Here is a 13041-nt window from a genome sequence, read left to right as displayed (position 1 = left end):
TCAGTACTGATGGGTAGTGCTTCTTGGTGATGCTGTGCGTGGTGCTTAGCCGTGGGCGGCGAGGATGGTGGAGGCTTCCTGGCGGGTGGTGCCGGAGGACTCGATGTGGGCCAGGGCGGCCGGGATTTCCCAGCCCTTCTTCCGCATCGCGGTGGCCCACAAACGCCCTGCCCGGTACGAGGAGCGCACCAAGGGACCCGACATGACGCCGAGGAACCCGATCTCTTCGGCCTCGTGCTGGAGGTCCACGAACTCCTGCGGCTTGACCCACCGGTCCACCGGCAAGTGCCGCTCGGACGGGCGCAGGTACTGGGTAATCGTGATCAGGTCACACCCGGCCTCGTGCAGGTCACGCAGCGCTTCGGAAATTTCCTCGCGGGTCTCACCCATGCCCAGAATCAGGTTGGACTTGGTCACCATGCCCAAATCCCGGCCCTGGGTGATGACATCGAGGGACCGCTCATACCGGAACGCCGGACGGATCCGCTTGAAAATCCTCGGCACGGTCTCGACGTTGTGCGCGAACACCTCGGGCTTGGAATCACAGATCGCCGCGATGTGCTCGGGCTTGCCGGAGAAATCAGGGATCAGCAACTCCACCCCGGTGCCCGGGTTCAGTTCATGGATCTTGCGGACCGTTTCGGCGTACAACCACACACCCTCATCGGCGAGGTCATCACGGGCCACCCCGGTCACGGTCGCGTAGCGCAGCTGCATCGCCTGCACGCTCCGGGCCACCTTGGTGGGTTCGAACATGTCCACCGGGGAGGGTTTGCCGGTATCGATCTGGCAGAAATCACAGCGCCGGGTGCACTCGGACCCGCCGATCAGGAACGTCGCTTCCTTGTCTTCCCAGCACTCAAAAATGTTCGGGCAGCCGGCCTCTTCACACACCGTGTGCAGCCCTTCCTTCTTCACCAGGTTCTTGAGCTGGACGAACTCCGGCCCCATCTGGACCTTGGCCTTGATCCACTCAGGCTTACGTTCAACCGGGACCGCCGAGTTACGCTGCTCAACGCGCAGCAACTTACGGCCTTCAGGTGCCAAGGTCACTGGAGTGCTCCTTCGGGTGTGGAAACGAGTGCTTCTTCGTGCTTGCTGAATTCTTCAACGAAGCGGTCAACGATGTCGGCGGGGTTGATGGTCCGGCCGGTTTCCAGCGACATGGTGGTGACGCTGGCGTCGGTGATGCCACAGGCGATGATCTGCGCATAGGGCGCGAGGTCGTTGCTGCAGTTGATGGCCACGCCGTGCATGGTTACGCCGTCCAGGACACGAATGCCGATCGCGGCAATCTTACGGTCGGGTCCTTTGTCATCGGCAAGGATCCAGACTCCGGCCCGGCCCTTCACGGTGACGGCCTTGATGCCGTAGTCCTGCATGACGGCGATCATGATGGCCTCAAGCCGTTCCACGTAGTCGCGGATACCGGCACGGTTCTTGAGTTTGAGGATCGGATAGGCGATGAGCTGCCCTGGGCCATGCCACGTCAGTTTCCCGCCGCGGTCCACGGGAACAACGGGAGTGCCGTCAAAGGGTCGCTCGTGGTCCTCCGTGAGTTTGCCGGCCGTGTAGACGGCGGCGTGCTCAAGGACCAAGACGGTGCTGTTCTTCTCGCCCGCAACAACTTTGTTGTGGATTTCGCGCTGCAGGTCCCAGCCCTGCATGTAATCTACGAAATCCGGGGCAAGACCCAGTTGTGAAAACTCAAGAGTCATGGGTTCAAGCTTAGACCCAGCAGGAGACTGGCCATGGTTTTGTGGTGAAGCTCTCAGTCGCATCCCGACCCGTTGAAGCGGGGAATGGTCATGACACTGCCTGTGGATAACTTCTGCGGAAAATCCGGCAGTCGGGTACACCTTGTTTATGGAAACTCTGGACACTCCCGCAGCCGTGGCTCCCCACCTTCCGGGCTACGTAATATCCCGCCCACTGGGCCAGGGCAGTAGTTCTACCGTTTGGCTTGCCACGAGGGATAAGGACGGTGCCCGGTTCGCGGTCAAATGTGCCAAAGCCGGTGCCGCTGGCGGCCTGGCAACGTCACGAGCCGAAGTTCTTGCGGACGCAAACCGTGAGATGAGGATCCTCTCCCAACTCAAGCACAAGCACCTCATACGTGTTCACGAAATCCTCCACATGGAAGGCGCGGCTAAGGGAACACTGGGGATCGTCATGGATTATGCAGCGGGAGGTTCGCTGGCCAACCTGATGTCCGCGAGGGGGAAGCTCACGGTCGGGGAAGCCGTGACGATCCTGACTCCCATTGCCCAGGCATTGGACTATCTGCACGCCAACGGCACGGAACACGGAGATGTGTCACCCGGAAACGTCTTGTTTACAGCCGTCGGGATGCCATTGCTGGCGGACTTTGGCGTCGCCGCCAAGGTAGGCGACAAACCACACGACCTGGGCGTCGGAACGCCCGGATTCATGGAGCCAGGATCTGAATCGCCAGTGAACGGCGAGATTTCCCGGGACACCATCCAACCGCAGCGGGACGTCTATGCCCTCGGCGCGGTCGGCTGGTACTGCCTGACCGGGACCACGCCGGAGCAGGAACAGGATCGTCCGCCCCTGTCACTGCTGGTCCCCGAGGTTCCCAAAGCCTTGGCCGCAGCCTTGGAAGCTGCTCTCAGCGCAGATCCTCGGAAGCGTCCGTCGGCCAAGGAGCTAGGCACTGCGATCTTCAGGAGTGCTGCTCCCGAAGCCGTGGATTTATCAGGTGCCGTGCATTCCTCCGTTATTCCTGAATTGCTGACCCGGCGCGAGATATTGGGACGTTCACCGCGGCGCGCAACCCGTTCCTTAAGCAGGTCTACCCGTTGGTTGAAGATCTGGTGGAGATTGCTGCCGTTCACGCGCGGGCGGGCGCTGCCAACAGCAGAGCCTGGGCATCGCCGGAGCCGCAGGCCCGGCGGTGGGCTTGGCCGCCGGTTAGTTCCTTTGGCTGTGATGGGCGTACTGATTGGCGCTGCATCATGGATTCTTTGGCAGCAGAACAGCACGACGACGGCGATGGTGCAGCAAGCGGCGATGGAAAGCGGCGTTGCCGACCCCGGTGAGGCGGCGAAAGCCCCACACGGTTTGGATCAAACGGACGCGCGGGATCTGCCGGCTGCACTCGCCACCGGGCTCCAATCAGAGGATCCCTTAGTAGCCGTGTCCGCACTGTCCGCCGTGCGTGACATCGCCTTGGGAGATCGGCGCCTTGACCTTTTGGATTTGGTCAACGCGCCTGGTTCGCAGGCCGAAGCGACCGACAAACAGGTGAGCGATTACCTGCGGGACGCTGGAACAGCGTTTGTTGGACTCCATACCGCGTTGACAGCCCTGACCGTGGAAGGACCCGCGCAGTCCGATCATGTGCTGGTGGAGGTTACTGCCACCACTTCCGGCTATGAGGAACGCCTGGTGTCAGGGGCAGTTGTCAGGACCGGGGCCGTCGGGACACCGCAGCAGCTTCGGCTGGACCTGGTTCGTTCGGACGGGCGCTGGCGGATTTCCGGAATTCTCGACGCCGGTCCGGCCGGGTGAGGGGGCCGCTGAAGCCAAGCACATCTTCAGCGGGCCTTTTCCTGGCGCAGCCATGCCATGGCATCGGGGAGGGACGGGTGCAGCCAATGGAAGCCGGCGTCCTGTAACCGCGCGGGCACCATTCGCTGGTTGGCCATCACGAGTTCATCGGCAAGGCCGCCGAGAACCAGTCGCAGGGCGGGTCGGGGTACACGGAAGAAGGCCGGCCGGTTGAATGCTTTGGCGAGGCCTGCGACTATCGTGTTCACATCCGCACTCTCCGGGGCGCAGACATTCACCGGACCGTCAATTTGTGCTTTAAGGAGGTACGCGAGGGCCCTGGCTTCGTCGGCCAAAGTGATCCACGGCCAATACTGGCGGCCGTTCCCAAAAGGTCCACCCAGACCGAGCTTCAACAAGGGGAACAGCGGCCCGAGCGCACCACCGGAGGTGCTGAGCACGACGCCTGTCCGGGGCGTCACCACCCGAACGCCGGCCGGAGCAGTCCGTGCCATGCGCTCCCACTCAATGGACAGGCGGCCTAACACGCCGTCGCCGGGCCCGGAATCCTCCCTCAGCGCCCCATCGCGTGAGGCGCCGTAGTAGCCGGAAGCGGATTGGCTGATGAATGTTGCGGGCGGTTTGCCAAGTCGTCGCATGGCGGCGGTCAGGGTTTGAGTGGTCCGGAGACGGGATTCCGTGAGGACCTGGATCCGGCGTTTTGTCCATGGACGATCGCCTATGCCTGCACCCGAGAGGTTAACCACGGCGTCTGCACCGTCCAGGACAGCCTCATCCAGCTCACCCTTGGCTGGGTCCCACGTCCATTCAAGCGCTGACGCGGCTGGGCGCCGCACCAGCCGGATGACCTCATTACCGTCAGCAACCAGCTGCTCGGACAGGGCCGTCCCGATCATTCCCGAAGCTCCGGACATCACGATTCTCATGACCCATCTCACCATGGCCAACGCTTGTGGTGGAAACGACAGCGGATGCCGCAACTGAAGGGTGCCTCTTGACTATGATCGAACAATGACCTCCTCCAGCTACCTCCGTTTCCCGCATGTGCACGGCGATCTGGTCACCTTTGTGGCCGAAGACGACATCTGGATCGCCCCCCTTTCAGGAGGCCGCGCCTGGCGGGTATCCTCCCAGCAACTGCCGGCAAGGAACCCACGGTTCACTCCGGACGGCAAGGCGCTGGTGTGGACTACTGTGGTGGGCACGTCACCGGAGGTGGTCACAGCCAACGTCGACGGCGGCGGGTACAGGCAGCTGAGTTACTTCGGGCACAGCACCACTAAGGTCAAAGGCTTCACGCCATCAGGGAACGTGGTGGTAACGAGCGCGTTCCAACAAGCCGAAAGCCGTCACACGCACGCTTACAGCCTCCCGCTGGACGGCGGCGCCGCCGTCGAACTTCCGTTCGGCCCGGTTGAGGCTGTTGCTTTTGGTCCAGAAATCGGTGACGAGAAGCCGGTAGTCCTGGCAAGCGTCCTCTCACGTGAGCCCGCCTGGTGGAAGCGCTACCGCGGAGGCACCGCCGGGAAGCTCTGGATCGATGCCGACGGCAACGGGGAGTTCGAGCGGCTGGTGGCGGAGATCGACGGAAACCTCACCGACCCATTGTGGATTCAAGGACGAATTGCCTTCCTGTCGGACCACGAGGGCTACGGAAACCTTTATTCCGTGCTTCCTGATGGTTCCGGACTGCGCCGGCATACGGACCACGAGGACTTCTACGTCCGGCACGCAAGCACGGACGGCACCCGGGTGGTCTTTGAATCGGCAGGCGAGATCTGGATGCTCCCGTCACTGGACGCGGATGCTGAGCCCGTCAAATTGAACATCACGCTTGGGTCGGCATCACCGGGCCGTCGCCCCGCACCGCTCAAGGCTTCCGCCCACTTGGGGGATGTCTTCCCCAACGTCACCGGCACGGCCAGTGCAGTGGAATCGCATGGCACCATCCACTGGCTCCGGCACAAGGACGGACCTTCCCGTGTGGTTGAGGCAACACCGGGCGTCCGCGCCCGCCTGCCCCGGCCACTTACTGACGGCCGCATAGCTTACGTCGCCGATCATGGGGGAGTGGAAGCGCTGTATATCAAGCGCATCGCCGCCCGCCTTTCGGCCGTGGTGGAGATTCCCAAAATCGCTGTTGAACAACCCGCCGCAGCTACCGAAGAATCAGCTCCGCTTCCCAAGCCGGTCTCGGCGTCGAACGTGCTGGGACAGGGAACCGCTTCCGCGCAGGCGGGCACCAGTGTCACACGGGCGTCCGAAGACCAAACCCGGACAACATCGGTGGAGCCGGTCAACGGTGAGCCATCCGCAGACACCGCGGGAGGCACAAAGACAACCGCGGTTTCCGCATCGGCGGAAGAATCAGCGGATCTCCGCCTTGAATTTCCCGCCCCTACCCGGACGAGTGCTTTGGAAGCCAGCCCGGATGGCCGCTGGCTTGCCGTCGGCACGTCTTTCGGCGATGTCTTCGTTGCGGACACCACGGCCGGCAAGCTGACGCGGCTTGTCAGCGTCGGTGAAGGCAGCATCGACGAACTGGCGTGGTCCAGCGACTCCCAGTGGCTCGTCTGGTCCGAGCCGGTAACGTCCTTCGGTTCGCGTAGCAAGCTGAGGATCGCCCGCCCGGCAGAGCCTGAGTCAGGAATCATCGATGTGACCGACGGCCGCTTCTGCGACGAGTCCCCGAAGTTTACCCCTGACGGAAAATTTCTGGCGTTCCTGTCCAACAGGAGCTTCGACCCCGTCTACGACGGTCACTCGTTCGACCTGTCCTTCCCGAGCCCCATCAAGCCGTACCTGGTTGCTTTGGCAGCGGACACGCCCTCGCCGTTTGGCCCTTCCGTAGACGCGCTGGAGGACGCGTCACCCGCCGCGACAAAGTCCGACGACGGCGAAGCGCCAGCCGTGCGCGTTGACCCGGAGGGGCTTGCCCACAGGGTTATCGCTGTCCCCGTACCTCAGGGGAACTACTCAGACCTGGTTGTTGGTGACGGTGCACTGTTGTGGCTCGATACTGAGCTTTCCGGTGTCATGGGCGATGGGCGAGGCACCCTTCAGGACAAGAAAACGGCGCCGTCCTTGGTCCGGTATGACCTTGCCAAGCGCAAGCAGGCCACGCTCGTCAAGGCAGTGGACAGCTACCGCTTGTCGGGTGACCTTAGCCGCATCATCTACGTGCACGACAAGCAAATCACGTCCGTTCCCGCTGACAACAAGGTGGAGGAGGACTCCGCGGACCTCGTGAAGGTGGAGCTCAACAGGGTCCGGGTCATCTTGGACCCCGTGGCCGCTTGGGGCCAGGCATTCGACGAGGCCTGGAGGCTGCAGCGGGACTTCTTCTGGACCGCCGACATGGCAGGCCAGGATTGGGACTCCGTCTACAAGCGCTACCGTCCCATCGTGGACCGGCTTGGTTCCCACGATGACCTGGTTGACCTGCTGTGGGAAATCCACGGCGAGCTGGGAACGTCGCATGCCTACGTCAAGCCGGCCGCTGTAACGGAGCCCGGACGAAACGGCCAGGGCAGGCTTGGAGCTGAGTTCCAGCTCCGCACCAACGGTTGGGAAATTACCCGGATCCTTGCAGGTGAGTCTTCCGATCCGCTGGCAACTTCACCCTTGACCCGCCCAGGCGCGGACGCCAAGGTGGGTGACGTGCTCCTGGCGATCGACGGCGTCGAGCTTTCCGCGGTCTTGACGCCGGCAATGCACCTGGTGGGTTCTGCAGGCAGGACCGTGGAGCTCACCCTCTTGAACGGTGACGGTCATGGCGACGCTGCGGGTGTCCAGCGGCGCGTTGCCGTGGTTCCTGTCCGCGATGAGGAGCGGCTGCGGTACCAAGACTGGGTCCGGGCCAACCGGCGTACAGTCCGTGAGGCCTCGGACGGCAAATTCGGTTACCTGCACGTCCCGGACATGATGGCCAACGGCTGGGCGCAGCTTCACCGCGACTTGGATACAGAGACTGCTTTGGACGGCCTTATTGTGGATGTGCGGCGCAACCGCGGCGGACACACATCCCAGTTGGTTGCCGAACTGATCGGGCGCAAGGTCACAGGTTGGAGCATGCCGCGCGGTGAAAAGCCGAGGACATACCCGCACCACGCACCACGTGGACCCGTGATCATCCTCGCGGATGAATTCGCGGGATCCGATGGCGACATCATTACCCAAGTGTCCAAGCTGAGGGGCATTGGCCCCGTCATCGGGACGCGCACCTGGGGTGGTGTGGTGGGCATCGACAATCGCTTTTCGCTTGCTGACGGCACCGGGGTCACCCAGCCGCGATACGCCACATGGTTCAGTGGCGGGATCGGCTGGGACGTGGAAAACCGTGGCGTGGAGCCGGACATCGAGGTGCTGTTCCCGCCGCACGCCTACGCAGCCGGGACTGACCCGCAGCTGGAGTACGGAATTGGTGCGCTCAAGGAAATGATCCAGGAGCTGCCCACCGATCGGCCTCCAATGCGCGAGGGCTACCGCAAGGTCCGGCCGGCCCCATTACCCTCGCGTCCCCAAAAAGGCTAAATACGCAGGAAAGTACAGAAGAGCCCCGCCACTTCCTTAGGAGGAGTGGCGGGGCTCTTCTGCGCTTTGAAGCTGGTATTACTGCGCGAGGGTGGCATCCAGGGTGATCTCGATGCTGGCCAGAGCGCCGGAAACGGGGCAGCCCGTTTTTGCATCTTCCGAGATACGGCGGAAGTCCTCTTCGGACAGGCCCGGAACCTTCGCGGTCATGGTCAGGTGGCTGCCAGTGATGCCTGTGCCGGGAACGAAGGTAACGTCAGCTTTGGTCTGAACTTCTTCAGCCGTGAATCCTTCGCCGGCAAGAGCGTGGCTGAAAGCCATGGAGAAGCAAGCGGAGTGGGCAGCGGCAATCAGCTCTTCGGGGCTGGTTTTGCCGCCGGACTGCTCCGTGCGGGCCTTCCAGGTGACATCGAACGTGCCCAGTCCCGAACTGTCCAGCGTAGTGTTGCCGGCGCCTTCAATCAGGTTGCCGTTCCAAACCGTGTGTGCGGTGCGTGTTGCTGCCATGTCCACTCCTTGGGGTCGTTGTGAGTCGGCAACCAGCCGTCGGCAGGTGCCATCGGGATCAATCCTATGGATTTGCCTGCCGGACCGCACGGCCATTCCGCTGACAGTGGATTGTGACCCTAGACTGGCGAAATTGATACTGAAGAACTTGTGCCTGCCAAGCGCAACCAGGGACCCAGAATCGCGTCCATCATGGTAAACGCCACTGACGCCGCCCGCCTGTCAGCTTTCTGGTCCGAGCTGCTGGACATGCCCGTTGCAGCGGAACATGAAGGTTTCATCTGGCTTCGGCCAGCTGAGGCGGGCCTTCCCCAGTTGGCCTTTCAACAGGTCGCCGGACCCACTGAAGGGAGGCGCCGCCTGCATTTGGACCTTCACGACGCCGACCCCTCAGCGCTGCGGCGCAAGGCTGAGACGCTGGGGGCTACTTTCGTCGAGGGGCAAGATGTCGGCGACTTCCATTGGGACGTCATGCAGGATCCCGAGGGGAACGAGTTTTGCATAGCCCAGGAGTGATCGCCTGCCCGGATTAGTTCCAGAGGGTCGCGATGGCGATGTTGATCAAAGCCAGGCCACCAACGCCGTGGGCCAGGCCGGTAGAGACCGGCTCGCCTTTCTTCACCTTACGTGTGCCGATAACTGCCAGAACGGCTACTGCCATACCGATGGCGAACTTCACGCCGAGCTTGAAATAGTTGGGATCGGCGTTGGGCAGCAAGGGGAACACACCCATCATGGCAATGCCCGTGAGGAGCTGGAGGAAGGCGCCGTCACGCTGGCGCGGGTGGACGGTTGGCTCCTTGAGGGTGGCGATCCAGTAGCCCGCGATCATGGCTGCGCCGACGATGTGCAACAACACCAAAATGTTGAAGAGGATACTCATGGCCCAAGCTTATCCAGTTGGTTCTACGTCTCGTAGCAAAGCCACGCTGACACCATGACGTGCGTGGATGCCAGCGGGCAGGCAAAGCAGAAGGGCAGGTTACCGGTTTCCCGGTAACCTGCCCTTCTGCTTTTGAAGGCGTGCTTAGAGACGCAGGCTCTTAGAGACCGAGGTCTGCTTCGAAAGCGCCTTCTTCAAGGCGAGCCTTGAGGGTCTGCAGGAAGCGGCCGGCATCCGCGCCGTCCACCAGGCGGTGGTCGTACGTGAGGGACAGGTACATCATGGAGCGGATAGCGATCGAGTCGTCGCCGTTTTCGTCGGCAACCACGACGGCGCGCTTGACGATGGCACCGGTTCCGAGGATGCCCACCTGGGGCTGGTTGATGATCGGGGTATCAAACAGTGCACCAACGGAACCGATGTTGGTGATGCTGAACGTGCCGCCGGAAAGCTCGTCCGGGCCGATCTTGCCGTCGCGGGTACGGCCTGCGACATCGGCGATTTTGCTGGCCAAGCCGGCGAGGTTCAGGTTGCCGGCGTCGGAAATGACAGGTACCAGAAGGCCCTTGTCAGTATCCACTGCGATCGCCAGGTGCTCGGCGTTGTGGTACGTGATTTCCTGCTTGGCTTCGTCGTAAGCAGCATTCAGCTTGGGGTGCTGCTTCAAGGCTTCGGCTACAGCCTTGGCGATGAACGGGAGGAAGGTCAGCTTGACGCCGTTCTGGGCCTGGAACGAGTTCTTGGCCTTGAGGCGGAGCTTGGCGATCTTGGTCATGTCGACCTCGTGCACCTGGGTCAGCTGAGTGGAGACCTCCAGGGACTCGCGCATGCGGCGTGCAATGACCTGCCGGATGCGAGGGGCCTTCTCGGTGGTTCCCCGCAGGGAGGATGCGACCACGGGGGCGGCGGCCTTGGCTGCGGGAGCTGCGGCCGGAGCAGCTGCAGCGGGGGCTGCGGCTGCCTGCTTTGCTTCCGCAGCAGCCAGAACATCCTGCTTGCGGATGCGGCCACCGACACCGGTGCCGGAGACCGATGAGATGTCTACACCGTGCTGGTTGGCAAGCTTACGGACCAGGGGAGTGACGTATCCGGACTCCGAGGACCCTTCAGCCGCAGGCGCAGCTGGAGCCTCGGCGGGTGCGGGTGCAGCTGCCGGAGCCGCGGGTGCGGCGGCGGGTGCAGCTGCAGGAGCCGCGGGTGCGGCGGCGGGTGCCGGTGCAGCAGCGGGAGCAGCCGGAGCCTCGGCGGCAGGCGCTGCAGCCGGAGCGGGAGCCGATGCAGGAGCAGCTGCGCCGGAACCGATGATGGCAAGCACGGAGCCTACCTCTGCTGTTTCGTCCTCGCTGACGCGGATTTCCTGCAGGGTGCCGGCAACCGGGGAAGGAATTTCGGTGTCTACTTTGTCGGTGGAAACCTCGAGGAGGGGTTCGTCCACCTCAACGGTATCGCCAACAGCCTTGAGCCAGCGGGTGACAGTACCCTCGGTGACGCTCTCGCCCAATGCGGGGAGGGTTACTTCATGGCCCTCGCCTGAAGCAGCGGGTGCTTCAGCCGCCGGTGCTTCTTCAGCGGCGGGTGCGGCAGGAGCCTCTTCGGCCGGTGCTGCCTGCTCTGCGGGCGCGGCAGGAGCTTCCTCAGCCGGTGCGGACTCAGCCGCCGGAGCGGCGGAGCCGGAACCGTCGCCGATTCGGACCAAGGGGGCGCCTACTTCGGCCGTCTCGTCTTCAGCGACGAGGATTTCTTCGATGACGCCTGAGATCGGAGAAGGGATTTCGGTGTCTACTTTGTCGGTTGAAACCTCGAGCAACGGCTCGTCGATCTCCACCCGGTCACCAACCTGCTTGAGCCAGCGGGTGACGGTTCCTTCGGTGACACTCTCACCGAGGGCGGGCAAGTTAACGGATTCAGACATGTCGTCCCCGTTCTCCTTATTGATCTTTGTGCGGATGAATTCTGCTGGTTCGGATCGGGTGCACACGGCATATTCCGCTGCATGCACCCGATCCGTGGGTCTTGGTAAGACTTAGCCGTGGAGGGCCTTGCCCGCGAGGGCAAGGTGGGCTTCGCCCAGGCTTTCGTTCTGGGTGGGGTGGGCATGGACCAGCTGGGCCACGTCCTCAGGGTAGGCTTCCCAGTTCACGATCAGCTGGGCCTCACCGATCTGCTCGCCCATGCGGGAGCCGATCATGTGGATGCCCACCACGGGGCCATCCTTTTGGCGAACAAGCTTGACGATGCCACCGGTGCCGAGGATTGAGCTCTTGCCGTTGCCGGCAAGGTTGTATTCCTGGGTCTGCACCTGGTCGTCGCCGAACTTTTCCTTGGCGGCTTTTTCTGTGTAGCCCACCGTGGCGATTTCAGGTTCGCAGTAGGTGACCTTGGGGATGTTGATGTCCTCGACGATTGCCGGGTTCAGGCCGGCGATTTCCTCGGCGACGAAGATGCCCTGCTGGTAGCCGCGGTGCGCGAGCTGGACGCCGGGGACGATGTCGCCGACGGCGTAGATGTTGCCAACGCCGGTGTGGAGGCGTTCGTTGGTGATGACGAAGCCACGGTCGATGGTGATGCCTGCTTCTTCGTAGCCAAGGTTGGCGGTCACCGGACCGCGGCCAACGGCTACGAGCAGGAGGTCGGCTTCGAACGTCTGGCCATCAACCAAGGTGACCTTGACGCCGTCGTCGTTCTGCTCAACGCCCTGGAAGAAGATGCCGGTGGTGAACTTGATGCCGCGCTTCTTGAAGGCGCGCTCAAGGTTCTTGACGATCGAGGCGTCCTCGTTCGGAACCAGGGAGGGGAGGCCTTCGATGATGGTGACATCCACGCCGAAGGACTTCCAGACGGACGCAAACTCGACACCGATGACGCCCCCGCCCAAGACGATGGCGCTCTTGGGGATGTAGTCCATGGTGAGGGCCTGGTCCGAGGTGATGACCTTGCCGCCGATTTCCAGGCCGGGGAGTGAACGGGAGTAGGAACCCGTGGCCAGGACAATGTTCTTGCCCGTGTAAGAGGTGCCGTTCACGACGACGGTGTTGTTGCCCTGGAGCTTGCCTTCACCCTCGATGACGGTGATGCCCTTGGACTTGATGAGTCCCTGGAGGCCCTTGAACTTACCGGCGATGATGCCGTCCTTGTACGCGTTCACGGCAGACATGTCGATGCTGTCGAGCGTGACGTTCACGCCATACTTGGCGGAATCGCGTGCATGGTCGGCCAGTTCGGCGGAGTGCAGGAGTGCCTTGGTGGGGATACAGCCGTTGTGCAGGCAGGTTCCGCCGAGCTTTGCCTTTTCCACAAGGCCAACGGTGAACCCAAGCTGTACCGCCCGCAGGGCAGTGGCGTAGCCGCCGCTGCCGCCACCGAGTACCAGGATGTCGAATTCTTGCGCAGTTGCCTGATCGGCCACTAAAACGCTCCCTCGCGTGAATGATGACACGGGACTGCGTGCCATCTGGTCTTTGGAACTTGTTCTGCCGTGATTATGCCAGCACCTAAGTTCTCTTGCATTTGTGACTATCGAGTTCACCTTAGCGAACCACCTACCCATGCTCCACCCTCTGCGGGCGTTTGTGGAGCGCTTGTGT

The 13041-nt window shown here is 62.6% G+C and carries 10 protein-coding genes; 3 read left to right on the top strand and 7 right to left on the bottom strand.

Annotated elements, in window-relative coordinates; genetic code table 11:
• Window positions 1-45 precede the first annotated feature (45 nt).
• Together lipA and lipB are read right to left on the bottom strand one after the other, a co-directional pair.
• Window positions 46-1053 carry a lipoyl synthase gene (gene lipA / locus ACZ881_RS20690; RefSeq protein WP_476117813.1) on the bottom strand — a complete coding sequence of 336 codons (1008 nt, stop codon included), beginning with the start codon at window positions 1051-1053 and terminating at the stop codon, window positions 46-48.
• Entirely contained in the window at window positions 1050-1718 is a 669-nt protein-coding gene (lipB, locus tag ACZ881_RS20685) for a lipoyl(octanoyl) transferase LipB (RefSeq protein WP_178995561.1), read from the bottom strand. Before lipB ends, lipA begins: the two co-directional genes overlap by 4 nt.
• A gap of 148 nt (window positions 1719-1866) precedes the next feature.
• Between lipB and ACZ881_RS20680 the strand changes: the two genes are divergently transcribed.
• On the top strand, window positions 1867-3534 hold the full coding sequence (locus ACZ881_RS20680) for a serine/threonine protein kinase (protein WP_476117812.1): 1668 nt from the start codon (window positions 1867-1869) through the stop codon (window positions 3532-3534).
• Window positions 3535-3560: 26 nt separating this feature from the next.
• Here the strand turns inward: ACZ881_RS20680 and ACZ881_RS20675 are convergent, their stop codons facing one another.
• Complete coding sequence (locus ACZ881_RS20675) at window positions 3561-4460, bottom strand: TIGR01777 family oxidoreductase (RefSeq protein ID WP_476117811.1); 900 nt, start codon at window positions 4458-4460, stop codon at window positions 3561-3563.
• Window positions 4461-4545: 85 nt separating this feature from the next.
• Here ACZ881_RS20675 and ACZ881_RS20670 point away from each other — a divergent pair, with 85 nt between their 5' ends.
• A complete protein-coding gene (locus tag ACZ881_RS20670; protein ID WP_476117810.1) occupies window positions 4546-8067 on the top strand; it encodes a S41 family peptidase in 3522 nt (1173 codons plus the stop codon).
• 78 nt (window positions 8068-8145) lie between these two features.
• Here ACZ881_RS20670 and ACZ881_RS20665 read toward each other — a convergent pair whose 3' ends face one another.
• Complete coding sequence (locus tag ACZ881_RS20665) at window positions 8146-8574, bottom strand: OsmC family protein (protein WP_026005506.1); 429 nt, start codon at window positions 8572-8574, stop codon at window positions 8146-8148.
• 150 nt (window positions 8575-8724) lie between these two features.
• On the opposite strand from ACZ881_RS20665, the gene ACZ881_RS20660 reads away from it, so the two are divergent.
• Complete coding sequence (locus ACZ881_RS20660; RefSeq protein WP_476117809.1) at window positions 8725-9090, top strand: VOC family protein; 366 nt, start codon at window positions 8725-8727, stop codon at window positions 9088-9090.
• Window positions 9091-9103: 13 nt separating this feature from the next.
• On the opposite strand, the gene ACZ881_RS20655 is transcribed toward ACZ881_RS20660, so the two are convergent.
• From ACZ881_RS20655 to lpdA, 3 genes are all read right to left on the bottom strand, one after another.
• Complete coding sequence (locus ACZ881_RS20655; protein ID WP_476117808.1) at window positions 9104-9457, bottom strand: hypothetical protein; 354 nt, start codon at window positions 9455-9457, stop codon at window positions 9104-9106.
• Between the two features lie 160 nt (window positions 9458-9617).
• A complete protein-coding gene (sucB, locus tag ACZ881_RS20650) occupies window positions 9618-11369 on the bottom strand; it encodes a 2-oxoglutarate dehydrogenase, E2 component, dihydrolipoamide succinyltransferase (RefSeq protein WP_476117807.1) in 1752 nt (583 codons plus the stop codon).
• Window positions 11370-11480: 111 nt separating this feature from the next.
• Window positions 11481-12863, bottom strand: a complete 1383-nt coding sequence (lpdA, locus tag ACZ881_RS20645) for a dihydrolipoyl dehydrogenase (protein WP_026005508.1) — start codon at window positions 12861-12863, stop codon at window positions 11481-11483.
• Window positions 12864-13041 lie beyond the last annotated feature (178 nt).

This window comes from Paenarthrobacter sp. TE3676, assembly GCF_056279165.1.
This window is presented reverse-complemented; position numbering and strand designations above follow the sequence as displayed.

Bases quoted from the DNA above. Each gene is read 5' to 3' on its own strand.
- ACZ881_RS20675 (WP_476117811.1), bottom strand. From the start codon at position 4,460: ATGAGAATCGTGATGTCCGGAGCTTCGGGAATGATCGGGACGGCCCTG.
- lipB (WP_178995561.1), bottom strand. From the start codon at position 1,718: ATGACTCTTGAGTTTTCACAACTGGGTCTTGCCCCGGATTTCGTAGAT.
- ACZ881_RS20680 (WP_476117812.1), top strand. From the start codon at position 1,867: ATGGAAACTCTGGACACTCCCGCAGCCGTGGCTCCCCACCTTCCGGGC.
- ACZ881_RS20655 (WP_476117808.1), bottom strand. From the start codon at position 9,457: ATGAGTATCCTCTTCAACATTTTGGTGTTGTTGCACATCGTCGGCGCA.
- ACZ881_RS20665 (WP_026005506.1), bottom strand. From the start codon at position 8,574: ATGGCAGCAACACGCACCGCACACACGGTTTGGAACGGCAACCTGATT.
- ACZ881_RS20670 (WP_476117810.1), top strand. From the start codon at position 4,546: ATGACCTCCTCCAGCTACCTCCGTTTCCCGCATGTGCACGGCGATCTG.
- sucB (WP_476117807.1), bottom strand. From the start codon at position 11,369: ATGTCTGAATCCGTTAACTTGCCCGCCCTCGGTGAGAGTGTCACCGAA.